At 42.7% G+C, this 24,795-nt stretch carries 15 protein-coding genes and 2 tRNA genes; 16 read left to right on the top strand and 1 reads right to left on the bottom strand.

What is annotated here, in order from left to right:
* Nucleotides 1–682: 682 nt before the first annotated feature.
* From nrdD to HXT28_RS00625, 7 genes are all read left to right on the top strand, one after another.
* A complete protein-coding gene (nrdD, locus tag HXT28_RS00595; protein WP_422113670.1) occupies nucleotides 683–3,055 on the top strand; it encodes an anaerobic ribonucleoside-triphosphate reductase in 2,373 nt (790 codons plus the stop codon).
* 214 nt (nucleotides 3,056–3,269) lie between these two features.
* Nucleotides 3,270–3,977, top strand: coding sequence for an anaerobic ribonucleoside-triphosphate reductase activating protein (gene nrdG / locus HXT28_RS00600; RefSeq protein WP_016636980.1), 708 nt, complete (start codon nucleotides 3,270–3,272; stop codon nucleotides 3,975–3,977).
* Between the two features lie 870 nt (nucleotides 3,978–4,847).
* Nucleotides 4,848–6,692: an ABC transporter ATP-binding protein gene (locus HXT28_RS00605; RefSeq protein WP_422113485.1), complete on the top strand. Its 1,845-nt coding sequence runs from the start codon at nucleotides 4,848–4,850 to the stop codon at nucleotides 6,690–6,692.
* On the top strand, nucleotides 6,692–8,845 hold the full coding sequence (locus HXT28_RS00610; protein ID WP_422113486.1) for an ABC transporter ATP-binding protein: 2,154 nt from the start codon (nucleotides 6,692–6,694) through the stop codon (nucleotides 8,843–8,845). Before HXT28_RS00605 ends, HXT28_RS00610 begins: the two co-directional genes overlap by 1 nt.
* A gap of 105 nt (nucleotides 8,846–8,950) precedes the next feature.
* Nucleotides 8,951–9,024: transfer RNA gene (locus HXT28_RS00615), tRNA-Asp, on the top strand.
* Between the two features lie 42 nt (nucleotides 9,025–9,066).
* Nucleotides 9,067–9,139: transfer RNA gene (locus HXT28_RS00620), tRNA-Phe, on the top strand.
* A 684-nt stretch (nucleotides 9,140–9,823) separates the two neighbouring features.
* Complete coding sequence (locus HXT28_RS00625) at nucleotides 9,824–11,317, top strand: leucine-rich repeat domain-containing protein (RefSeq protein WP_422113487.1); 1,494 nt, start codon at nucleotides 9,824–9,826, stop codon at nucleotides 11,315–11,317.
* A 196-nt stretch (nucleotides 11,318–11,513) separates the two neighbouring features.
* Here HXT28_RS00625 and galE read toward each other — a convergent pair whose 3' ends face one another.
* On the bottom strand, nucleotides 11,514–12,533 hold the full coding sequence (galE, locus tag HXT28_RS00630; protein ID WP_016637497.1) for a UDP-glucose 4-epimerase GalE: 1,020 nt from the start codon (nucleotides 12,531–12,533) through the stop codon (nucleotides 11,514–11,516).
* Between the two features lie 301 nt (nucleotides 12,534–12,834).
* On the opposite strand from galE, the gene HXT28_RS00635 reads away from it, so the two are divergent.
* From HXT28_RS00635 to rsmH, 9 genes are all read left to right on the top strand, one after another.
* Nucleotides 12,835–13,158, top strand: a complete 324-nt coding sequence (locus HXT28_RS00635; RefSeq protein ID WP_230469620.1) for a YggT family protein — start codon at nucleotides 12,835–12,837, stop codon at nucleotides 13,156–13,158.
* A 154-nt stretch (nucleotides 13,159–13,312) separates the two neighbouring features.
* Nucleotides 13,313–14,635 carry a DivIVA domain-containing protein gene (locus HXT28_RS00640; protein WP_422113488.1) on the top strand — a complete coding sequence of 441 codons (1,323 nt, stop codon included), beginning with the start codon at nucleotides 13,313–13,315 and terminating at the stop codon, nucleotides 14,633–14,635.
* A gap of 115 nt (nucleotides 14,636–14,750) precedes the next feature.
* Nucleotides 14,751–15,281 (top strand): signal peptidase II, encoded by a 531-nt coding sequence (locus HXT28_RS00645; RefSeq protein WP_422113671.1) that lies wholly within the window; start codon nucleotides 14,751–14,753, stop codon nucleotides 15,279–15,281.
* 14 nt (nucleotides 15,282–15,295) lie between these two features.
* Nucleotides 15,296–16,267 (top strand): RluA family pseudouridine synthase, encoded by a 972-nt coding sequence (locus HXT28_RS00650; protein WP_422113489.1) that lies wholly within the window; start codon nucleotides 15,296–15,298, stop codon nucleotides 16,265–16,267.
* A gap of 46 nt (nucleotides 16,268–16,313) precedes the next feature.
* Nucleotides 16,314–19,880 (top strand): DNA polymerase III subunit alpha, encoded by a 3,567-nt coding sequence (gene dnaE, locus HXT28_RS00655; protein WP_016637492.1) that lies wholly within the window; start codon nucleotides 16,314–16,316, stop codon nucleotides 19,878–19,880.
* Between the two features lie 8 nt (nucleotides 19,881–19,888).
* Nucleotides 19,889–20,674, top strand: coding sequence for a hypothetical protein (locus HXT28_RS00660; RefSeq protein WP_016637491.1), 786 nt, complete (start codon nucleotides 19,889–19,891; stop codon nucleotides 20,672–20,674).
* A 165-nt stretch (nucleotides 20,675–20,839) separates the two neighbouring features.
* Complete coding sequence (glnA, locus tag HXT28_RS00665) at nucleotides 20,840–22,177, top strand: type I glutamate--ammonia ligase (RefSeq protein WP_422113490.1); 1,338 nt, start codon at nucleotides 20,840–20,842, stop codon at nucleotides 22,175–22,177.
* Nucleotides 22,178–22,917: 740 nt separating this feature from the next.
* Complete coding sequence (gene mraZ, locus HXT28_RS00670; protein WP_032814928.1) at nucleotides 22,918–23,769, top strand: division/cell wall cluster transcriptional repressor MraZ; 852 nt, start codon at nucleotides 22,918–22,920, stop codon at nucleotides 23,767–23,769.
* Nucleotides 23,769–24,794, top strand: coding sequence for a 16S rRNA (cytosine(1402)-N(4))-methyltransferase RsmH (rsmH, locus tag HXT28_RS00675; RefSeq protein ID WP_422113491.1), 1,026 nt, complete (start codon nucleotides 23,769–23,771; stop codon nucleotides 24,792–24,794). Before mraZ ends, rsmH begins: the two co-directional genes overlap by 1 nt.
* The last annotated feature ends 1 nt before the right edge of the window (nucleotide 24,795 follow it).

A 24,795-nucleotide genomic window follows, 5' to 3' on the forward strand; every position in this document is an offset into this window, starting at 1 on the left:
TCAAAGCGTCAAGAAGTGCGCGCGCATAACGGCGTGTATTGTGCTACTAAAAGAGTATTGCTCTGCTGACATCGAGTTTTGTTTATTAGAGAACACTAGCATCATTGCTGCTGCACACACTGAGTACCTATTGCTTAGTGAACACTAGCATCCGAGCTGCTGCACACACTACACCGGACTCTCCTATCACACCACAAAACACTAGCGGTTTTACTAGTAGTGAGGGGTGGGTGTTGCTTGGTCGAGCAATATAAAAGCGGAACGATAGTAATAATCTTATTGATGAATACTATTTTTGCAGAAAAAGTAAGTAAAAAAACTAAACTTAACTACGCAACCGCTAAGTCTAAATAAGGTATAAGAGCGGAGCGCTGCGAGACAAGCAACCCCACAACTCACAGCCACTCCAGAAAACATGCCAGCAAATTAAGCTCCCTCATCCTCGACACACCAGGACACGCCTCAAAAATAGCGAATAAATCATAAATCACTATATATAGTTACCTATATGAGTGTTTCCCCTAGATATTGTGCATGGTTTGGACTATAGTAAAGCAAGTTATGAAAAAATGAAGCCTCGTTTTTGTGGCGATTTACATGAGAAAATAAAAAATAATATTGAGAAAGGTTTGTACTGATGCGGGTTTTGGAGAAAACTGATGTTGATTACGCAGAAGTTCAAATGGATAGTGTAGCTGAAGCTCCAGTTTCCCGCGTGCAGGTGGAAAAGCGCGATGGTCGCGTTGTTGACTTCGATTCAATGAATATCATCATGGCTATTAAAGCTGCTTTTAAGGATTTAGGCAAGGAAGTCGGTCCGCAAGAAGAGCAGATGATTCGCGATATTTCAGATCATATTGAAGCTGAGATTCAGGATCGTTACAATGGTCCAGCAAAAATCGAAGATATTCAGACTTTGGTTGAGCATAGTCTTATTGAGAATCATCTTTATGAGGTTGCTCGCTGCTACACGAGCTACCGCCTGAATCGCGATATTGACCGTGCTAAAGCTACTGATATTAACGAAGCTGTGAATCGCCTTGTCAATCGCGATGAAACGCTTGTGCGCGAAAACGCAAATAAAGATTCCAATGTTTATGCTACTCAGCGCGATCTTCTTGCAGGCGCTGTTTCCAAGGCATCTGCGTTTTCCATGCTTCCTCACGCAGTTTCTAACGCACATATGAAGGGTGATATTCACTTCCACGATGCTGATTATTCGCCATTTACTTGCATGAGCAATTGCTCACTTCCTGATTTTGGCGACATGCTCGCTAAGGGTTTTGCTCTTGGTAACGCAATGATGGATAGTCCAAAGTCTATCGGCACTGCTGCAACTCAGGTTACGCAGATTATTAAGGATATTGCTGGAGCACAGTACGGTGGTCAGACGGTGAATCGTACTGACGAAATGCTTGAACGTTATGCTAAGTGCGATTACGACAAAAATCTTGCTATGGCAAAAGCCATGATTCCTGATTCCACGCCAATTCAAGTCGCGAAGGATATGATTGACGGCTTGAAGGCTCAGGAGCCTAAGAATCTTCACTGCTTGGATAGGGATCCCCTTCCAGCTGATACTCCTTTTGATGATAATTTGAGCGAGCTTGACCAGCTTCGTGAGATTTATGCAAAGATTATGACGCGTAAGGCTATTTACGACGCTATGCAAACGATGGAATATCAGATTAATTCCAACCGTGTTTCTAATGGTCAGACTCCGTTCGTAACTGTCGGCTTTGGCTTGGGTACTTCTTGGTTCGCTCGCGAAATTCAGCGCGCTATATTGCTGAATCGTATTCGTGGCCTCGGCAAAGATCGTCACACTGCTATCTTCCCTAAGCTTGTGTTTACCGTTAAGCACGGTGTCAACGCGGATCCTGGCGACCCGAACTACGATTTGAAGCAGCTTGCGCTCGAGTGCTCTACTAAGCGCATGTATCCGGATGTTGTGTTCTACGAGAATATTGTGAAGATTACCGGCTCCTTCAAAGCTCCTATGGGTTGCCGCTCCTTCCTTCAGGGTTGGATTGATCCAAAGACCGGCAAGGATGTTGAAGACGGTCGCATGAATCTTGGCGTTGTAACGGTGAATATGCCGCGTATCGCTCTTGAATCTCATGGCGATGTGACTCGCTTCTGGAAGCTTTTCGACGAGCGTATGGAAGTTGCTCACCAAGCTTTGCGATTCCGCATTATGCGTTGCAAGCAGGCAACTCCTGTGAACGCTCCAACGTTGTTCCGCTATGGTGCTTTTGGTCGTTTGGAAGCTAACGAGGGTGTTGATCAGCTGTTCCGTAACGAGCGCGCAACTGTTTCGCTTGGTTATATTGGTTTGTACGAAACTACGGCCGTGTTCTTCGGTAAGGATTGGATGAAGGATCACAGCTGGAATGAGGATGGCAAGCAGTTTGCGCTTTCTTTGGTGCGCCGCATGAATAAGCTTTGCCAGCAGTGGTCGAAGGCTGAAGGATACCACTACTCGGTATACTCAACGCCTGCTGAGTCTTTGACTGACCGCTTTAACCGCATGGATCGTCAGAAGTTCGGTCGCATTGAAGGCGTAACCGATCACGACTTCTACACTAATTCCTTCCATTACCCGGTTTGGTTGCAGCCAACTCCTATGGAGAAGCTTCGTTACGAGGTTGACTTCCCGTATTTTGCTTCCGGCGGCTTTATTAACTACTGCGAGTTCCCATGTTTGCAGGCGAATCCTAAGGCTTTGGAAGCTGTTTGGGATTATGCTTATAAGATTGGCATTGGCTACTTGGGTACGAATACTCCAATCGATCATTGCTTCGTTTGCGGATTCCAGGGCGATTTTGAGCCGACTAAAGAAGGCTTCCGTTGCCCTGAGTGCGGCAACAGCGACCCAGATAAGTGCAATGTTACGAAGCGTACTTGCGGCTACTTGGGCAATCCTGTTCAGCGTCCAATGGTTCACGGTCGTCACGAGGAAATTGCTCACCGCGTAAAGCACATGTCTGGCGAAACTGGTCATGTGACGCTGGATAATGGCGAATCTCGCGAATGGTATGAGGAAACTAAGTAAACTTAGCTAATGAATTATGTTGAAACTTAGTAACATAAGTTGACTAGATAATTTAGTTAGATAAATAGCGTTTTTTGTGTTTGTTGTTTGGTAATAATCTGGCCGCTAGGAAGTGTTGATTACGTTTCATAATTGCACTTTCTAGTGGCTGGATTTATTTTATGTTTGTACTTATTGGATTTTAATGGTTTCTTGAGTATTAAGGGGGTTGGATATGGCTCGCATTACTTTGCATGATTTTGCGCCTGCAGATGTGAATCGTGGGCCGTGGATTCCTACCTCACTTTCTAATAATCCTCGCGCAGGGCAGTGGTCAAGCGAGCGTATGAGTAAAGGCATGATTGCTGATTACAAGCGCTTTTTGATGACCGACGGCGAGGGTATTCGCTGTTCGCTGTATGTTTCCGGCTGCCCGTTCCATTGCGTTGAGTGCTATAACGAGTCGATTTGGGATTTTCGCGCTGGCCACCCTTATACGCAAAAGCTTGAAGATCAGATTATGGAAGATTTAGCGCAGCCTTATGTGCAAGGTCTAACGCTTCTTGGTGGCGAACCACTGCTCAACACAGGTATTTTGCTGCCTCTGTGTAAACGTATTCGTAAAGAGTTTGGTCATACGAAAGATATTTGGAGTTGGACCGGCTACACGTGGGAAGAGCTTATGCGCCCGGGTGAGACGCCTGATAAGCTTGAGCTGCTGCAATACATTGATATTCTTGTTGACGGCCGCTATATGAAGAATTTGCACGATTCACTGCTGCAATTTCGCGGCTCTAGCAATCAGCGCATTATTGATGTGCCAAAGTCATTGGAAAATCCGCAAAATCCTCCTGTAATCTGGGACAAACTTCATGATCAGGAGCGTTTTATTCCGTCAATTTACGGAAAAGACCGTGCGCAAGGCGAAGGCGACGCTTCGTAATCCTATTGAATTTGCCGCTAACACGATATATTTAACAATGTTTGCGGACGATTATAAGAATGCATACATATACACATGCTAAGCTAAATATAATTAACCTAGTAACATCTGTATTGCAAACTGTCAAAAGAATTATGCTAACTATGCTCATAAATACTGTAACTAAACGATAGATAGTTTGGTATGTCTTTTCTTTGCATAAATATAAAAGATAGATTAGTAATATTAGTAGGACGAATGCTTGAATGGTGAGACTAACAGTATTAATACAAGTGTTATCGTCTTTTAAGTCCTTCAATTGTTTAAAGAAATAAATAGCTGACGAAATATAACAAAGCAGCGTTATTGGCAGTAGAACTACGTGTTTGCTGTTCATATTGTTCCTCACATAATTGTTGATATTAATTGGAAATTCTCACTGCAAGTCGACACGAATGCCTTTCTGCTGTGCTACAGCGCCAACTATCTTTGTGTTGTATCTTTGTGTTACTCATAAGTTTCTTCTTGGGTGTTGGCTTGAACTTGCAATGATAGTAAAAAAGATATGGATAATGCTACTGAGCAAGTAAGTATTCTATTAATAGCTTTTTTATATTCATGACAGTACCTCTTTATACATGCGAATATACATTCTTTCACTATATAATTTTTATAAGATGAAATCAATCGTTGTTTATAATTTGAATGTGTAGAAGCACTTTTTCGTATGTGATTTGTCTGTATACTACTATGTCAAAGATTCATCTATTTATGCATTTGGTAATGAAGTAACTCAATACGGAAATGCGCCATGTGCGATAATTCAAATATGTATTTGAAGAAGTGATATTATTAAACCTACACATGACGTTATGTAGGGGAAGGGATGCAATGGCAGAGAAGCCGAAGAACAATTCACGAAAAATTAGCAATAATCCTCCTCGCGCATTGCGTACGATTCTGTCATCTTTAAAAAAGTACCGTTTTCTTGGAATGTTAACGTCTGTATCCATTCTTATTGAAGCTGCCATGCAAATCGCTATTCCAACAGTAATGTCTCATCTTATTGATCTTGGCATTATGGCTGGCTCACCACAGGCGGTGCAATATTACGGTTTACAACTGCTTACTTTTGCTGCAATTGCAATGATTTTCGGCATTGTTTCGGGAATTTGTTGCGCGCATTCTAGTGCCGGTTTTGGTAGAAATTTACGGCACAATATGTTTGCGCGCTTACAAAGTTTAAGTTTTCCTGATTTAGATAAATTTTCTACAGGCACGATTGTGACTCGCATGACGAACGATGTGTCTAATGTGCAATTTGCTTATCAGCTGATTATTCGCTCTGGTATTCGCAGCGTTATGATTATTGTTACGGCTTGGTGGTTTACATTTCTCATTAGTCATGCGATTTCTTGGGTTTTTCTAAGCTTTGTGCCAATTGTTGGCGTCATTGGTGCAGTGGGTGCTGCGATTGTTGCCCCTAAATTTATGCGAATTTACCGCATAGTTGACGAGTTAAATAATCATGTCGGTGAGAATTTGCATAATATTCGCGTTGTGAAGTCTTATGTGCGTGAGGATTACGAAAATAGTCGTTTTATGCGTATCTCTCATAAGCTTTATAAGCATTTTCTTCATGCGGAATATGTGCTGAATTACAGTATTCCGTTGTTTAACGTGTGCTTTTATGCGGGAATGTTGCTGCTTGCATGGATGGCTTCGCATGAAATTGTGGCATCTGGTAATAATCCTGCGTTTGGGCTAACAACAGGAAATCTTGCTGCGCTTGTGGTGTATGCACTGCAAATTTTATTCGCTTTGGTGAATTTGGTTGCAGTTTTTGTTATGACTGTAACTGCGCGCGCTTCGATGCATCGTATTGCGAAAGTTTTGCAATCTCACAACAGTGAGCATGTTTCTGAGCATCCGCTTACTCAGCTCTCTGATGCGTCGGTGCGTTTTGAGCATGTTTCGCTGCGATATCCTCAATCAGATAACACAGATGAATCCACTCCAGTAGAACAAGAAATTTTACAGGATGTAAATTTGACGATTCCTTCTGGTTCGACTGTTGGTATTGTGGGAGCAACAGGTTCTGGAAAATCAAGTCTTGTGCAGCTTATTGCAAGGCTTTATGACGTAACTTCTGGTACGCTTTTTATCGGCGGTCATGATATTCGCGAGTATGATTCTGCAAGTTTGCGTGAAGAAGTTGGTGTTGTTTTGCAAAAAAATATTCTATTTAGTGGCACTATTGCAGAAAATCTTCGTTGGGGTAGAGCTACGGCAAGTGACGATGACTTGCGCGAGGCTTGCAAAATTGCTCGCGCAGACGAGTTCATTAACGATTTGCCGGATGCGTATAACACTTATATTGAGCAGGGTGGTAAGAATATTTCAGGCGGTCAACGACAACGTTTGTGCATTGCTCGCGCGCTTTTGAGGAAGCCGAAAATTTTAATCCTTGATGACTCTATGAGCGCTGTTGATATGAAAACGGATCGTACAATCCGTGAAGGCTTAAAGAAGTTTATGCCTGATTCTACGCAAATTATTGTGGCGCAGCGTGTATCTTCAATCGAGCATGCGAATATTATTGTTGTGTTGCAAAATGGGCACGTACTCGCTCAAGGTACGCATAATGAATTAATCGCATCTTGCGAAGTATATCGAGATATGGCGCTTTCGCAGGCAAAAAGTCAGGTATCGAGTGAAGAAGAAAGGGCTGCATAATGACTACCGACAATAAGGCTCAATCTTCTCAAAATACCCTTGCAGACCCTTCTGCAAATACTTCTGCAAATACTTCTGCAAATACTTCTACAAATCCTTCTGAAAAATCCTTAAGCAGTAGTAAAACCTCGAAAAAAAGCAGGGCAATTAACTGGCCGGTGCTGAAACGTCTCGCTTCTTATTTGCTGGTTTATCGCGCTAAAATTTTCGTAATTCTATGCGCAATTATCGTAGCTTCTATCGTACAAGCAGCTTGCTCAATGTTCTTGCAATCACTGGTTGACGTGTATATTCTTCCGCTTGTTGGCAAGCATAATCCAGATTGGATGCCGCTTGTGCGCATGATTATTCTTATGGCAAGTGTGTATGCGGTAGGCGTGTTTAGCTGCTGGCTGTGGGGTAGATTGGTTGCAAATGTTGCTGAAAGCGTTATGCGTGATTTGCGTAATGCCATGTTTCAGCATCAGCAAAAGCTTTCGCTCCGCTACCTTGATTCTCAAAGCTACGGCGACGTGATGAGTCGTTATACGAATGACACAGAAGTACTCCGTGAAGCAATTTCATGGGCTTTTCCTGACTCTTTTTCTGCGTTTATATCTATTGTTGCTGCGTTTGTTTCAATTATGTGGCTTTCGCTTTCGGTAGCAGCTTTTGTGGCTGTGTTTACGGCTTTGCTTCTTTATGTGGTACGTTTTATGTTGAAACGTTCTGGCAGGCTTTTCGAGCAATTTCAAGATGCTTTAGGTGAGTTGAATAAATTTGTTGAAGAATCAGCAACTGGCAGCAAAGTTATTAAAATTTTCAACCACGAAGCTGCAACCATTGAACAATTAGATATTTGTGTTGAAAAAGTGCAAAAAATTTCTGCTAGTGCCAATTCTTACGCAAATAATGTAATGCCGGTAATTAGTAACGCAAGTTACTTACTGTATGTGCTTATTGCGCTACTTGGAGCGTGGGCAGTTTCAGTTGGATTGCCAGCATTTGGTCTTGTTGGTTCTGGTGCTTTTACACTTGGCACGCTTATATCTTTGCTTACTCTTTCGCGAGCGTTTATTAATCCTATTGGCGAAATCACGATGCAAATAAATTCGCTTATGATGGCTTTGGCTGGAGCGTCTAGAATTTTTGAGCTTCTTGATGAGCAGCCAGAGGTAGATGCTGGTACAGTTCGATTAGTGAAAGTTCGTGTTGCTGAATCAGTGCAGCAGCTTTCTCATAAAGCAATATTTAATGTTCTTGAAGAAGTTGATGAAAAAGAAGAAGGTGTAAACGTTTATTGGGCTTGGAAGCGTGATGCTCAAGATAATGGCACAAAAGCTACTCAGCGTGCGCAGAAATTAAGTAAGATGGCGCAAGAAGTGGTATGCCATGCTAAACGCGATGCGCGTACTTCTCAGGATGGTCGCTACACTTTGCTTCGAGGAGACGTGCGCTTTACGGATGTTGTGTTTGGATACGATGCTGAAAAGCCGGTGTTGCATGATATTACTTGGTTTGCAAAGCCAGGGCAGAAGGTTGCGCTTGTGGGTGCTACTGGAGCTGGAAAGACTACTATTGCAAACCTGCTTACACGTTTTTATGATATTGACGACGGTCAAATTTTGTACGACGGAATTGATGTGCGTGATATTTGCAAAACGGATTTGCGTTACGCTATTGGAACGGTTTTACAAGATGTGAACCTATTTACGGGCACAATAATGGATAATATTCGTTACGGAAACCTAGATGCTAGTGACGAAGAGTGTGTGAAAGCTGCGAAATTAGCTCACGCTGATACTTTTATCACTAAACTTGCAGATGGGTATAATACAAAGATTGATGCTGATGGTGAGGATCTTTCGCAAGGTCAAAAGCAGCTTATTGCGATTGCTCGTGCTGCTGTAGAAAATCCACCTGTGCTGATTCTCGATGAAGCTACTTCTTCGATTGATACGCATACTGAAGCTTTAGTGCAACATGGTATGGATTCACTGATGGAAGGTCGTACAGTATTCGTGATTGCTCATAGGCTGTCTACTGTTCGTAATGCTGATGTGATTATGGTGTTAGATCACGGCAAAATTATTGAGCGAGGTTCACACGAGGAGTTATTAGCTAAGCGCGGCGAGTATTATCAGCTTTGCACTGGCGCAATCGAGTTGGAGTGATTTTCGCTGATATTCTGCGGCAACACGCCGAACGTGCTGTTGGGCTTGCATTTTGCCGTGAATTCTGTAAGATAGTGACTCGGCTGTTCAAGAGAACGAAGCCACGGCCCCGTAGCTCAGTTGGTTAGAGCGCCGCCCTGTCACGGCGGAGGTCACCGGTTCAAGTCCGGCCGGGGTCGCGATTAGTAGAGGCCCGGTTCGCCGGGTTTTTTATTCATCATGGCTCTGTAGCTCAGTTGGTAGAGCGAGCGACTGAAAATCGCTAGGTCAGCGGATCGATCCCGCTCGGAGCCACGCTTTGTAGTCGCGGTGCTTTTGCACCGCGTTTTTTTTATTCAATCTTGGTGAATAGGGTTTATAGGCCCAAAAGTGTGTAAAGCTAAGCTGTGAATATTCTGTGGCATAAGCCATAGTCTCAACACTGTTAAAACTCAGTCAAGTATCTTAAGAAAGTAACGGTCATATGTTACTCGCGCAGTACGTAATCTGCGTTAATAACGAATAATTGTGATTTATTGTTACTCGCGCAGTACGTAATCTGCGTTAATAACGAATAATTGCTATTTAGCGTTATTCGCGCAGTACGTAATCTGCGCCAGTAACAGCGTTTGATGATTTATTGTTAAAAATTCATCTAATACATGCCTCGAACGCCAATGCGCATAAGAAATAACCCACATTCGATATACATTGAGCCTTACTGCTATAAGGGTTATGAGCTTATTTTTACACAGTTTTGTCCAGGCGGCGAATGTACAGCAAACAGATTCGATTACCGCAAAACACTTGTATTGCAATACTCGGCACATGATTTTTTATGTACATGACCTATAGCCTTCCTTTTTCGTTTGCTGCGAGTACGCTAATTTTGGCATTGTTTTACATGCGGAGAGTGTTTGCACCATCGTAACGAATAAAGCCCATGCATTTCGCAGATTGCATGTATTCAAGAAGAAAGGTAAGTTAAGGAAGGTACATATGTTGAATAAAAAATTTATAGCAACGTTAGCAACAGCTGCCACATTACTCAGTGGTGTTGCGTTAGTATCGGTGCCTTCGACTGCATACGCTAGCGAAACTTCGGAAGCAGCAGTAAGTAACAATTCTCAAGCTTTTATTACATTCACTCATCCTGCGTTGAAATCTCAAGTTCTCGAGAGTATGCGTGCAAGTGGTGTAATAAATAACTCAGTAAACGATGTGACTCCAGATCAAGCAGCATCAGTAACGCATCTTAATATTGCTTCCTTGGCTGATGGCTCGACTCCTATTACTAGCATATTAGACTTTTCTTACTTCACTCATCTTAAAGATTTGTTCCTTGATTGTTCCCATATTGCCAACTTGTCGCAGCTTTCAGGTTTGAATCAAGTACAAAAGTTAAGTCTTGTTGTCACTTCTGGTACTAATTTGTCGCAGCTTTCAGGTTTGAATCAAGTACAAACATTAAATCTTATTATTACGTCTCTTGCTGATTCATCACAGAGTTCTGATCCTAGTGTTATCAATCTTTCCGGGCTGTCTGTTTTACCAAATTTGCAGAATTTAGATATTGACGCTCAAGTTACTGATTTGCAGCCTCTAGTAGGTTTAAAGAATTTGCAGAATCTGAATATTGCTGTTTCTGCGGATGCTGATATAACTCCGTTAGCTGCTTTGAAGCATTTGCATACGCTAAATCTGTATGGACCACATCTTGAGAATTTGTCGGGTTTAAGTGGAGCAACAAGTTTGAAACGCTTGATTTTAAATAGTGATATTGAGCAAGCTGTTGATGCTTCGCCGCTTGCTAATCTTACGAATCTTGTGGATTTGAGTATTGGCATGTCTCTTGCAGATGTTGCTCCACTTGCTTCTTTATCACATCTTCAAAGATTGCAGTTATCTGGTTCCAAGATTTCTGACATTTCGTCGTTAGCTGCTCTGCAGCATTTACAAACTCTAAAGATTATTGGCACGAATGTTACAGATGTTTCTGCTTTGAGTTCTTTGAGTTCTTTGAAAAAGCTGTTTATTAATAATAGCGTTCATAACGATACATTGACAGCTTTGAAACAAAAGTTACCTTCGCTGTTAGTATCTTCGGATTATTCCGCAGAAGATGATGATTCGCCAATTGTGTCTGATGATACTTCAGATACTTCAGATACTTCAGATACTTCGGATACTTCAGATAGTGGTGATGTTGCTGTAGATGATTTTAATCTGGATAATTTAGATTTGGATACTTTTGATTTGGATGATGTAAATGTATCTGATTTTGACGAGTCTGATTTTGATATGTCTGACAGTGATGACATTGATTTTGATGCGGATTTAGACACTATAGCTGATACTGACTTTGACGTTGACACTGACTTTGATGCGGATTTTGACACTGACCTTGATATTGATACTGATGTTCATGATGCTGCTCATACAGCTCATCCCAGCACTATTAATAGCGTTCAGAAAGCTGATGCAACCAACTAAGCAGTGTGAATAGCAAATTATGAATTACACGTTGCATATATGAACATTGCATATATAACACATGTTGCCAGCACACTTTTATGTACTGGCAACATGTTCGTTTTATCAGTAAAATTCTAAATTTTATAGCTTAAGATAAAGCTAATAAAGCTAATAAAGCTAATAAAGCTAATAAAGCAAGAAAGCTATTTTTACGCTATTTTTGCTCATCAAGCTGTTTCCATGAATCAACATCAATATGATGTTCAGGATTTGCTTGCCAAGCTGCCCAAGCTGATTCCACAATATCCTTTACATCGTAGCGAGCATGCCAACCCATTTCTTCGTTAATGCGCTTTGTGCTACCAATAAGTTGGGGAGGATCTCCAGCTCTGCGATCTAGCACTGTTTCTTTAAATGGTAAGCCTGTAACTTTTCGCACTTCGTCTACAATTTCTCGCACAGAAGTGCCCTTGCCGGTACCTACGTTAAAAGCGTCATACTTGCGTTCGTCACGATCTAAATACGTAAGTGCTGCAATATGAGCGTCTGCTAAATCGGAAACATGAATATAGTCGCGAATGCAAGTGCCATCCGGAGTAGGGTAGTCGTCACCAAAAATAGCAGGTGCTTTACCGCGCTGTAAGCGATCTAGTAACATAGGAATCAAATTCAAAATAGCAGGATCTTCCAATTCCACCGGACCGCATCCAGCTACGTTGAAATAGCGCAAAGCGCAGAAACGAATACCGTAGGTATGTTCGCATGCACGTGCCATCCATTCGCCAAATAGCTTGGTCTGACCGTACGGATTAATAGGCAACATTGGAACCACGTCTTCTGGTACTACTTCAACAGGTGGTATGCCATAGGTTGCAGCTGAGGAAGAAAATACGAGTTTCTTTGCACCGCTTTCTCGCATTCCTTCAAGCACATTGAGCATGCCGTTAATATTCTGCTGGTAGTACCATAGTGGCTTTTCAACTGACTCACCAACCTGCTTGCGTGCTGCAAAATGAATCACTGAATCAACATGTTCATCTTTCATAATCTGTGCAAGACGCGCTCCTGCATCAGGGGAAGCAATATCCATGCCATACAGTCGTGCGCCTTCGATACGTGTAGGTTTTCCGTAGCTTAAGTCGTCAACGACGACGACATTTTGATGAGTTTCGTGCAATGCGTGAACTACATGCGCGCCAATGTATCCACACCCACCAGTAACAAGAACAGTCATACTTAGCCTTTCCTCTATAATTGTGTAGCCAGTGAGATTATATCTCGCTAAAGTGAAGTCTTATCTGCATGCGACGATACGTAACGGTATGTAGCGGTACGTAGCGGTAGCATCTTTAGATGTAGATACATGCGTAGATGCAGCTGCGCTGTATGTTGTAGTAATGTAGGAGCGTATGTAAAGATTTATTGTGTAAGTTAGCAATTCACGTAATGTATGTACGTAATGTTCCGTCCAGCAATGATTTTGGTGACATAATGGTACGGAGATGCACGCAGTTAGAAGTGAGTAGGAGTGTAGGTTGCAAGTAATAATATCAATTATTGCAATGCTGTCAGCAATATCGTTTTTGTTCATTATGTTGTTTATTGTGCGCATGCTGATTGGCGCTTATTTATGTATTATGGTTATCCGCATGATTGTCGATTGGCTCATGGTCCTAGTTCCTCGCATGCGTCTTCAAGGAATTTTTGCTGTTCTTATGAATATCATTTACTCTATAACGGAACCGCCGTTACGTTGGTTGCGCAGATTTGTTCCGCCTGTGCGCTGCGGCAATATAAGCATTGATGTGAGTTATATGCTTTTATATGTTGTGTTATACGCACTACAAATCATATTATGAGTGCCATTGTTGTGTTCGGTGATTATAATTTTTATAAAACCGGCGTTTTATAATATAAATTTTTTGTATTAACTATCCCAATTTTCTGCGGACGTGATAGCATCGAAGAGATATATATCAAAGAGATGCGTCCCAAAAGCGAGGTGTAAAGCATATGACTCTGTTGACGCCTAAGGACATTCGAGAGCATACCTTCCAAATTGTACGATTCAAGGGTGGGTATGACGTTGACGAGGTTGACGAATTTCTCGATCAAGTTACAGAAACAATAGAAGCACTTGGTCAGCAGGCAGTGCAAGGACTAGGTCAGTCCACGCAGTCGCTTGGTCGCGATGTTGCCGGCTTGAATACTAAGATTGCTGAATTAACTTCTCAAGTAGAGTCCTTAACTCAAGAAAATGAAGCGTTGCGTAACGCTAACAAGCAGCAAGGTGACAATAATGAAGCTGCTGCTTCGCTTGAAGCTACTACGGTGAAGTTACGTGAAGCTGAAGAAAGCAATCGTGCTTTGACTGCTCAAAACCAGCAATTGAAGGAGCAGTTGGATGGTTTGGGTGCTCAAGTTGATCAGTTGACGGCGCAAACTGCGCAAGCAGATAATGCTAAGCAACTCCAGAAGGAACTTGAAAACGTTACTCGTGAGCGTGATGATTTCCGCGCTAGTAGTGAAAACTTGGGTCGTGAACTTGAAACAGTTCGCCAGCAGTTGGTAGTGACTCAGCAGGAGAACACTAAGGTTGCTGAACTTGCCAAGCAGTTGGAAGAGTCTCGTCAGCGTGAAGAACAGCTTCGTCAACAGGTTGCAAAGTTGGAGCCGAATACAGAAACTGGTAGCTTACAGAAGATTGCTGGTGCTGGTGCTGAAGCTCAAGGTTCGGAGCCAGAGCGCGCTACTGCTATGTTGACGCTTGCTATGCAATTGCACGATCAGTATGTTGATAAAGGTAAAGCGAAAGCTCAACAAATTGTTGAAGAAGCGCAGGCTCACTACAACGACACTGTTGCTAAAGCCGATGAATATTCGGCTCGTACTCGTTCTGAGGCTGAAGAATACGGTAAGCAGACTCGTGGCGATGCAGATGATTATTCGGCTCGTACTCGTAGTGACGCTGATGCTTATGCTTCGCGTGCACATAATGAGGCGGATGCTTATTCTGGTAAGGTTCGTCAAACTGCTGACGATTATTCCAAGCAGACTCATGATCAAGCTGATCAGTATGAAGCAGAAGTACAACATCGTGCTGCTGACTACGATTCTACAACCCGTACAGCTGCTGATGCTTACGCTCGTCAGGTGCGTGAGAACTTGGAGAAGCAGACTCAGGTTATCGAAGGCAATATTCAGAGTCTTAAGCAGTTTGAGACTGAATATCGTACTCGTTTGACTGATTTCCTTGGTCAGCTTGTTGCGCAAGTTTCTGATGAGAATGCGTATGCTGAGCTAGGTCAACAACCTCAGGCTGAAGCTAACAAGTAGGCATAGTTTTCAGTAAAACAGCATGTAAGCTAGGTAGCTAGTGTGAACTGGTTGTGTAGTATATGCTGATAGTACGCTGAAATTGAAGATCGGATAAAAATTGACGCATAGAGATGTGCGTGTGAAACGGCTGCGTATTCGCGCAGCCGTTTTTGCACTTGTAGTTACTATTGGTCTTGTTATAGATCGTGTAACTAAACTGTGGGCGCTCCATGGTTTAGCTAGTGGCAAGCATATTCAGCTTATTCATAATGTGCTGTCGTTGTCACTGGTAAGGAATCCTGGTGCTTCATTTGGTTTAGGATCTAGCGCAACGTGTGGTATTAGCATATTGGCAATTGTAGCTTGTATTGCAATGTTGGTAGCGATTCGTCGTACGAGTTCATTGCAATGGACGCTTGCGTTATCATTCGCTTTTGCCGGAGCGTTTGGTAATTTAATTGATCGTGCTATGTATGCTGAACATTTTTTGGATGGCAAAGTAATTGACTTTATTAATTACGGTTGGTCAGTTGGTAATGTTGCAGATATTATTTTAGCTATTGCAGGCGTATGGTTTGTAATACTAGTCATATTTGAATTTCCTTTTCAACCAGCCGAAAGCACATATAAAAATCAACTTTCTTCTGACGAAAGTAATGAGTAGGTTGTGCAAAAAGTATGCTAGTTCCAAAAGATTTAGTTGGCTGCCGTTTTGATGTTGCTATAGCGCAATTACGTAATATTTCACGCTCAAAAGCGAGTGAACTTATTGCGAAACGTATTGTGTATCTTGCTCATCGTAAAGCAAATAAGTCTTCGTTGTTGCTTAGCGGTGACGAAATACTTTGTGATGACGTAGTTAGCGAAAAGTCTCTTGCGAATAAGAGTAACAGTGAGGTAGTGCAAGACAGCAATCAAGATTCAAAACAAGGTGCAAATCAAATAGTAGAACATAATATGGTTATTGCTTACCAAGATGACGATATTGTGATTGTTGATAAACCAGTTGGTATGGCAGCTCACGCAGCTAACGGGTGGAATGGTCCAACTGTTGTTGATGCTTTAACAAAGCGCGGAATTAATATTTTAACTACTCTTGGAGATGAGTTTCGTCGTGGTATTGTAAGTCGCTTGGATGTTGGCACAAGTGGTTTAATGCTAGTCTGTAAAACGGATTTAGCGTATGAAGTAATGAAAAAACAGTTTGCAAATCATACTGTTACAAAAACTTATCATGCGCTTGTGCAAGGCGACTTAACGCAAGATAAAGCAACAATTGAAGCTCCTATTGGTCGCGCAAAAGTTTCGGATTTTCGTTTCACAATCACGCCAGATGGAAAACCTGCTGTAACACATTGGGATGTGCTTGAACGTTTTGGTAGAGCAACACTGGCTAGCGTTAATTTGGAAACAGGTCGTACGCATCAAATCCGCGTGCATTTTACGTCTATTGGTCATCCTTTAGTTGGCGATTCAATGTATGGAGCTAACCCTGTGCTAGCTGAACAACTTGGTTTGCATCGGCAATGGTTACACTCAATGGCACTCACTTTTACGCATCCAAGAAGCGGTAAAACTTTGACAGTACAGTCGCATTATCCTTCTGATTTGCAACACGCGTTAGAAGGTATGCGAGAATTATCAAAGTAGCATTATCTCGATTTCTTGGTCAACTTTCGCTTATAGAATAGCATCTATGACTCAGCCGGAAACCAATTTTGTACATTTGCATAATCACACGCACTATTCTCTTCTTGACGGTGCGTCGAAAATTCCCGATTTAGTTAATCGTGCTAAAGAATTAGGTATGCCAGCTGTAGCAATTACTGATCATGGCAACATGCATGGTGCGTACGAAATGTGGAGTACGGCTGTAAAAGCTGGTATTAAACCGATTATTGGTATTGAAGCGTATGTGACGCCTGAGACTGCTCGTCAAGACAAAAGCCGCGTGCACTGGGGTACGGAAGATCAGCGTGCAGACGATGTTTCCGGCGGCGGCTTAATTACGCATATGACAATGTGGGCGGAAAACGATACCGGCTTAACGAATCTTTTGAAAGCATCTTCTGTTGCAAATCTTGAAGGGCGCGTGATGCGTTACCCACGTATGGATAAAGACGTGCTCGCAACTTACTCAAAAGGTGTTATTGCATCGTCTGGTTGCCCTTCTGGAATTATTCAAACGCGTCTTCGTTTGGGGCAGTTTAAGGAAGCTTTGCGTGCTGCAGGCGAGTTTCAGGATATTTTTGGACGCGATAATTTCTTTATTGAACTCATGAACCATGGGCTTTCCATCGAAACGCGCGTAACAAAAGACTTACTTGAAATTGCGAAGAAGTTGAACGCTCCACTTCTTGCCACGAACGATTTGCATTACGTTCATGAGGAAGATCGTGAAGCGCAGGATGCTATGCTTTGTATTAATTCCGGTTCACGCTTGGACGATCCTGACCGCTTTAAGTTTGACGGTTCAGGATACTATTTGAAGTCCGCTGAGCAAATGCGTGAGCTTTTTAAGGAGTTTCCAGAAGCTTGTGACAATACGCTTGAGATTGCTCGACGTTGTAATGTTATGTTCGACGACGGCGAAGATGGCGCTTTTATGCCTCAATTTGATTGCCCGGAAGGTTGGGATGAGACTTCGCTATTCCTTAAAAAAGTTGAGGAAGGATTGGAATGGCGTTACAACAATCATGTGCCAATGGAAGTGTTAAAACAGGCTGATTATGAATGTGGTGTGATTTGTCAAATGCAGTTCTGTGGCTACTTTCTTGTGGTCGCGGATTATATTAATTGGGCTAAAGAGCATGGTGTAATGGTTGGTCCTGGCCGTGGTTCTGCTGCAGGCGCTATGGTTGCGTACGCAATGGGTATTACGGAGCTTGACCCTATGAAGCACGGTCTCATTTTTGAACGCTTCCTCAACCCAGAGCGAGTATCCTTGCCAGATATTGACGTTGATTTTGATCCAGATGGTCGTGCGAAAGTACTTGAATACGTTGGAGAAAAATACGGTAGAGATAAGGTAGCTCAGTGCGTTATTTACGGAACTATTAAAACTAAGCAGGCGCTTAAAGATTCTGCGCGTATTATGGGCTACGAGTTTTCAGTAGGCGAAAAAATTACAAAAGCATTGCCTCCAACAAAAAATGGTAAAGACGTAAGTTTGCACGATATTTTTGATGAAAAATCAAAACGTTATGCTGAAGCTCGCGAGTTTCGCGAGTTGTATGAAGCAGATCCAGATACGCGTCGTATTACTGAAGAAGCAAAAGGTATTGAAGGTTTGATTCGTCAAACTGGTGTGCATGCTTGCGCAACAATTATGGGTTCTGAGCCAATTACCAACACTTCGCCGCTTCTTGAACGTACTGACGGTACTATTACCACAACTTTTGAATATCACACATGCGAAACGCTTGGCTTAGTTAAAATGGACTTTTTGGGTCTTTCTAACTTGACGGTTATTCGCGATACCTTGCGCAATATTGAGCATAATGGTAAAGATCCTATTGATTACACAAAAATTCCGTTAGACGATAGGCCCACGTATCAGCTCCTTTCTAGGGGAGATACTTTAGGCGTTTTCCAGCTTGATTCTGACGGCATGCGCGCATTACTGCGCACCCTTAAGCCAGATAATTTCAACGATATTTCTGCTTTAATTGCACTGTACCGTCCTGGTCCTATGGATATGGATTCGCATACGAATTATGCTAAACGCAAAAACGGTTTGCAAGATATTATTCCAATTCATCCAGAAGTTGAAAAACCTCTTAAGGAAGTTTTGGATGAAACATATGGTCTTATTGTTTACCAGGAACAGGTGCAGTCTGCTGCGCGTATTTTAGCGGGTTATAGTCTTGGTAAAGCAGATGTGCTACGTCGAGCAATGGGCAAGAAGAAGCCGGAAGTGCTGGCAAAAGAGCAGGTTCCATTCTTTGAGGGTATGAAAGAGCACGGTTATTCAGAAGAAGCTGCGCAAGCAGTGTGGGATGTTTTGGTTCCGTTCTCCGGATACGCGTTTAATAAAGCTCACTCTGCAGCTTACGGATTAATTTCTTACTGGACGGCATATTTAAAAACGCATTATCCGGTTGAATTTATGGCTGCTTTGCTGCAAAACGAACGCACGAATAAAGACAAAACCGCACTATACTTAGGTGAAGCTCGACGTATGGGTATTCAGGTTCTACAACCAGATGTGAATGAATCTGTGCTTGAATATTCCGCTGTTGGTGATGTTGTGCGATTTGGCTTAGGTGCTATTCGTAACGTTGGCGATAAAGCAGTGAACGATATTATTGCTGAGCGTGAAAGCGGTCGTGGACGCTTCGTAAACTTTATGGACTTTATTAAACGCGTGCCAATAACAGCGTTAAATCGTCGCTTAGTGGAATCGCTTATTAAAGCTGGAGCTTTTGATTCTATTGACTCAAATCGTCGCGCACTGTTCCAAATTTGCGATCCTGCGATTGATTCAGTAATTGCACTGAAACGTAAACAGGCAGAAGGACAGTTTGACTTATTTGCAGACATCGACTCGTCTTCTGACTCATCTGACGACTCTGGTTTGGGAGATATGCAAATCACTGTGCCGGATGTTGAAGAGTGGGATAAAAAAACGAAGCTTAATTTTGAGCGTGAAATGTTGGGTTTGTATGTCTCAGATCATCCTCTTAGCGGGTTGTCGGCAGTATTAGCAGACTTGCGTGAAATGACTATTGCTCAGCTTATTGATCGTGCAAAAACGATGAGTGATGGTCAGCAAGTGACGATTGCGGGGCTTGTTACCAGCGTCGATAGGCGAGTGTCTCGTAAAGGTAATGCTTGGGCGATTGTGACTGTTGAAGATATGGAAAGCTCCATTCAATGTATGTTCTTTGGTAAAGTTTACGAAGCTTCGGCTCAGGAACTTGCAATTGACCAAGTTGTGCGTATTCGCGGTCAAGTTGAAGTGCGAGACGAAACAGTATCGATGCGTGCTACAGAATTTGAAGTACCAACATTAGAATCAGTGGACGAAAGACCTTTGACTATTGTGCTACCTCATCAAGCATTAGATAAAGCCCATGTAGCAGAATTAAGCAATATTTTGCGCCGTCACCCCGGCTGCTGCCAAGTTCGTTTAGCGCTACTTGACAATACGGGTAGAGCGCAAGTGCTCACTTTTGGTGATACTTTTCGTGTTAAGCGAGACACATCACTGTTTGCGGAAATGAAAATCGTATTTGGTTCTAACTGTTTGCCAAGTGCGTAACGTGCTGCATGTGTGTACTTTTGTGTAATGAATTTGATAGCATACATGTACATCAATCCGACTCGAATATACTACGTAAAGAAGAAGAAATGACAAATAAACAGAACAATCATGATGCGTCTCATGAAAATAATGAGCCAATTCGTACTTCTTTTACTGATACTGAATTAAACGATGCGCTCGCAGGTTTTGAACGAGAATTTAAGGAAGATGCTGCGAATACTACAGATAACACTAAGTCTAAAAATTCTCAAAATAATAGTGAAGATCATGAAGATGCTGCGCTTGATGAAGCTATGCGTAATATTGAAGAAGCTAATTTTGAAGAAGATTTACAAGGTTTACTTGGTAATAAAGCCAAGGTTGCTATGATAGTCACTTATGTTACTCCGGCACAATTATTAGCAGCTTTTTGCAAAATGGTTAGCGTTTCAGCACAATGCTTTGACGAAGAACAAGGTGCTGTTGCGGTATTAAAGCATTTGAACAACAATGAGCCAGAAGAAGCAGTGCAAAAATTTGTCGATTTCTTCCGCGGAATGGATGTTATGCTTATCACCAATCGAGCAGATAAATTAACAGCAAAAGTTTACGAATATAGTGTTGAACCGCAAGACATTGTGGCGCCAATGGCACTAGCGGTGTGGTCTCGAACAGTAGAAGATCTTGCTATTTGCATGGAAGACGTTAACAGCATTGCAAAACAAGGCGTGAAAATATTTGACAGTGATGATTTCAGCGATGGAGATGCAATAAGAATATTTCAAAAATATGGTAATTCAAACAAATCATGATATGACTGCATTTATCACAATTGCGTAAGTACATTACAATTACGTAAATTCATTGCATATAGTTGTGATACTTGCAGCATAATATGCAATAATACACTACAATTACACGTGACTGTGCATGCATTTGATTGTGCATGCTATTGAATGCTACCCAAGGGGCTAATTATGGATCGACAACAAGAGTTTGCTCTACGTACTGTTGAAGAGCGCGACGTGCGGTTTATTCGACTCTGGTTTACGGACGTGCTTGGCACGTTAAAATCCGTAGCTATTGCTCCTGCAGAGCTAGAAGCAGCATTTGAAGAGGGTATTGGCTTCGATGGCTCGGCAATAGAAGGCATGACGCGCGTTTTGGAAGACGACATGATTGTGAAGCCGGATCCGTCAACCTTCCAAATCCTTCCGTGGCACGGAGGTCCAGAAGGCACAGCACGCATGTTCTGCGACGTGTTAACTCCTGATGGCGAACCTTCGCTAGGAGATCCTCGTCACGTGCTTAAAATTGCGCTCGCAAAAGCAAAAGAAAAAGGCTTTACTTTCTACGTTCATCCAGAAATTGAGTTTTATTTGTTTGAAGCTCAAGATGATTGGTCTAAAACTCCAGTGCCAATTGATGAGGGTGGATATTTTGATCATGTGCCGCGTAGTTCGGCTATGGATTTTCGTCGTAGTGCAGTAAGCATGCTGGAGCAGATGGGTATTTCTGTAGAGTATTCGCATCACGAGGGTGGACCTGGTCAAAACGAAATTGATTTGCGTTACGCTGATGCTCTTACTACTGCGGATAATATTATGACTTTCCGCACTGTGGTGAAGGAAATTTCTCTTGAGCGTGGAATGTATGCAAGCTTTATGCCAAAGCCTTTAACTGATCAGCCTGGATCGGGTATGCACACGCATTTGAGTTTGTTTGAAGGTGACACAAACGCTTTTTATGAGGCTGGTCAAGAGTTTAATATGTCATTGATTGCCCGTCAGTTTGCTGCAGGTATTTTGTATCATGCTTCCGAAATTTGTGCTGTAACTGATCAATATGTGAATTCTTATAAGCGTTTGTGGGGTGGTGCGGAAGCTCCTAGCTACGTGTGCTGGGGTCATAGCAACCGTTCTGCGTTGCTTCGCGTGCCGCAGTATAAGCCTGGTAAGGGCAATTCTTGCCGTATGGAATTCCGTGCGCTTGATCCTGTAGCGAACCCGTATCTTGCTTACTCTGTGCTTTTGGCTGCTGGTTTAGATGGTATTGAACAGCAAATGACATTGTGTGAGCCAACGAGTGACGATGTGTGGGAGCTTACAGATGCTGAACGTCAGGCGATGGGGATTCAGCCATTGCCAGAATCGTTGGATGAAGCTTTGAAGATTATGGAGAAGTCTGATTTTGTGGCAAGCGTGTTAGGCGAGCATGCGTTTGAATATTTCTTGCGTAATAAGCACCAGGAGTGGGAGGAATACCGTCGCCAGGTGACGCCTTTCGAGCTAGAAAAGTATTTGCCGCGCCTATAAAACCGTTGTAGTGAGTTTGTTTATTCACTTATATTGATGAAATGCTGGAAGCTAATAGCTTCCAGCATTTTTTATTGTTTGGCAACATAATAATCTTTCTTGGGGTTATAGGCCAAAAGTGTGTAAAGCTAGGCTGATGAATATTCTGTGGCATAAGCCACAGACTCAACACTGTTACTAACTCAGTTAGCTATCTGAGGAAATAACGGTAATCACTCAAACACTGTTAAAAACTCAGTCAAGTATCTGAGAAAGTAACGGTTGTATGTTACTGGTGCAGTACGTAATCTGCGTTAATAACGAATAAGCGGGGTTATACGTTCTTCGCGCAGTACGTAAACTGCGCTAGTAACAGCGTTTGACGATGTATTGTTATATTCAGCTAATACATACTTGGAATGCCGCTTAGCATAAGAAATAGCCCACATTCGATATGCTGCGAGCCTTACTGCCGTAAGGGTTATGAGCTGATTTTTTACACACTTTTTGTCCAGGTGGCGAATGTGCAGCAGACAGATTCGATTGCCGCAAAACGCTTGTATTGCAAGGCCTAAGACATGATTTCTTACACACTTTTGGCCTATAACCCCTTTCTTGTTTCATTATTTGATTGATATAGGTGGAAAAGTGTGGAAAAAACAAAATTTTTGTAAAAAAGTGGGGATTTTTGGTGATGAATGGGTTAATATGGTGAATAACGTGCAAATGGCATAGTGCATGTTGAGCTAAGGAGGTGGAATATGGTTCATAGTGCTGCTCGCAAGCAACCGCAGAATGAAGCTGATTCTTCCTCACAGCATTCTTTACATCAGGTTCAATCGACTGCGGAATCTAGCGGTTCTTCGCCTATGCAGATGCCACTGCAAACGCCAGTTTCGCAAATTTCGCAACAGCAGTATGTGCAGCCTGTTGCACCTCATCAACCTATGCAGTCAGCTCAGGGCTACTTTGTAATGCCACCAAATGCTATGCCAGTCATGCAGCAGCCAATGCCAACACCGGTCTTCACTTCCACTCCATCCGGTGTTGCAGATTCAGCTGCCCAAACTACAGCTATGCCAATTGCACCATCATATTTGACTTCTCAGTCTGCGCAGATTCCTCAGACTCCGCAAGTTCCGCAAGCATCTTACGATCCAGCGCTTCCATCTTTTTCACCTATTTTGCTTGGTACGTATACGCCAAAAATTGACGACAAGGGACGCGTGGCGCTTCCTGCAAAATTCCGTGCTCAGCTTGGCAAAGGGTTTGTGATGGCTCGTGGTCAAGAGCGCTGTATTTATGTGCTTCCTATGGTTGAGTTTCAACGTATGACTGCGCAAATTCAACGTACTTCGATGAGCAATAAATCAGCTCGTGACTATTTGCGCGTATTTCTTTCTGGTGCTGTCGATGAGGAAGCAGATAAGCAGGGTCGTATTGTTGTGCCGCCTATGTTACGAGATTATGCAAATTTAGGCGATGAAATTGTTGTTATAGGTGTTGGTACGCGTGCAGAGATTTGGAATAAGTCTGCTTGGGAAGAGTATCTTGCTGATCGTGAGCAAGGGTATGCCGATATCGCTGATGATGTGCTTCCGGCGGTGATGTGATGACAGATATTACAACTATTCACGCACCAGTACTCTTGCAAGATTGCGTCGATTTAGTAACTCCTGCTCTGCAGCATGAGGGTGCAATTGTAGTAGATTGCACTCTCGGTCTTGCCGGTCATGCTACTGCTTTTCTTAAAGCTGCTCCTCATGCTACGCTTATTGGAATTGATCGCGATACTGAAGCGCTTTCTTTAGCTACAGAACGCATGCGTAATGAAGGTTTAGTTCAGCGTTTTATTCCAGCGCATGCCGCATTTGATGAAATTGATGAGGTGTTGCGTGAACATCACATCAATCGTATTGACGCTGCTTTTATGGATTTAGGTCTTTCCAGCTTACAAATTGATGAAACGGAACGTGGCTTTTCATATTCGCACGATACTGCGCTTGATATGCGCATGGATACTACGCAATCAACTACTGCTGCAACTATTTTAGCTACGTACGATGCACGTGAATTAACTAAAATTTTCCGCGAGTATGGCGAAGAGCGTTTTGCAGCTCCTATTGCTCGTCGTATTGTAGAAACTCGCGTAGCACAACCACTTACTACTTCTAGTCAATTAGTGAATTTAGTTGATGCTGTAATTCCTAAAGCTCATCGTGCTGCTGGTAATCCAGCTAAACGTGTGTTCCAAGCTCTTCGTATTGAAGTGAATGGAGAGTTAGATAAGCTCAGTCGTACGCTTCCTAAGATTGCGCTACGGCTTCGTGCTCATGGTCGCTTAGTAGTAGAATCCTACCATTCGCTGGAAGATACTACAGTTAAGCGTTTTATGAATCAAGGCTTATCGGTTGATGTTCCTGCCAATATGCCGGTTATTCCTGATGATGCGCAACCATTTTTTGCGCCACTTACTCGCGGCGCAATGAAAGCTTCTCAAGAAGAAATTGCACATAATACTCGATCTTCCTCAGTACGCTTACGCGCAGTTGAATTATGCCGTCCTATTCCTGAGCGTTGGATGTCTAGGTTGGAAGATGAGGCAGCCGGTCGTACGCTTCGCAACGGAGGCTGTTGAC

This window comes from Gardnerella washingtoni, assembly GCF_049262705.1.
In the GTDB taxonomy this organism is placed as follows: domain Bacteria; phylum Actinomycetota; class Actinomycetes; order Actinomycetales; family Bifidobacteriaceae; genus Bifidobacterium; species Bifidobacterium vaginale_D.

What these genes read in the sequence shown, in the direction of transcription:
- HXT28_RS00640 (WP_422113488.1), top strand. Translation starts at nt 13,313, where the DNA reads ATGACTCTGTTGACGCCTAAGGACATTCGAGAGCATACCTTCCAAATT.
- nrdG (WP_016636980.1), top strand. Translation starts at nt 3,270, where the DNA reads ATGGCTCGCATTACTTTGCATGATTTTGCGCCTGCAGATGTGAATCGT.
- HXT28_RS00610 (WP_422113486.1), top strand. Translation starts at nt 6,692, where the DNA reads ATGACTACCGACAATAAGGCTCAATCTTCTCAAAATACCCTTGCAGAC.
- HXT28_RS00660 (WP_016637491.1), top strand. Translation starts at nt 19,889, where the DNA reads ATGTGTGTACTTTTGTGTAATGAATTTGATAGCATACATGTACATCAA.
- HXT28_RS00625 (WP_422113487.1), top strand. Translation starts at nt 9,824, where the DNA reads ATGTTGAATAAAAAATTTATAGCAACGTTAGCAACAGCTGCCACATTA.
- nrdD (WP_422113670.1), top strand. Translation starts at nt 683, where the DNA reads ATGGATAGTGTAGCTGAAGCTCCAGTTTCCCGCGTGCAGGTGGAAAAG.
- glnA (WP_422113490.1), top strand. Translation starts at nt 20,840, where the DNA reads ATGGATCGACAACAAGAGTTTGCTCTACGTACTGTTGAAGAGCGCGAC.
- dnaE (WP_016637492.1), top strand. Translation starts at nt 16,314, where the DNA reads ATGACTCAGCCGGAAACCAATTTTGTACATTTGCATAATCACACGCAC.
- rsmH (WP_422113491.1), top strand. Translation starts at nt 23,769, where the DNA reads ATGACAGATATTACAACTATTCACGCACCAGTACTCTTGCAAGATTGC.
- HXT28_RS00650 (WP_422113489.1), top strand. Translation starts at nt 15,296, where the DNA reads ATGCTAGTTCCAAAAGATTTAGTTGGCTGCCGTTTTGATGTTGCTATA.
- HXT28_RS00605 (WP_422113485.1), top strand. Translation starts at nt 4,848, where the DNA reads ATGGCAGAGAAGCCGAAGAACAATTCACGAAAAATTAGCAATAATCCT.
- mraZ (WP_032814928.1), top strand. Translation starts at nt 22,918, where the DNA reads ATGGTTCATAGTGCTGCTCGCAAGCAACCGCAGAATGAAGCTGATTCT.
- galE (WP_016637497.1), bottom strand. Translation starts at nt 12,533, where the DNA reads ATGACTGTTCTTGTTACTGGTGGGTGTGGATACATTGGCGCGCATGTA.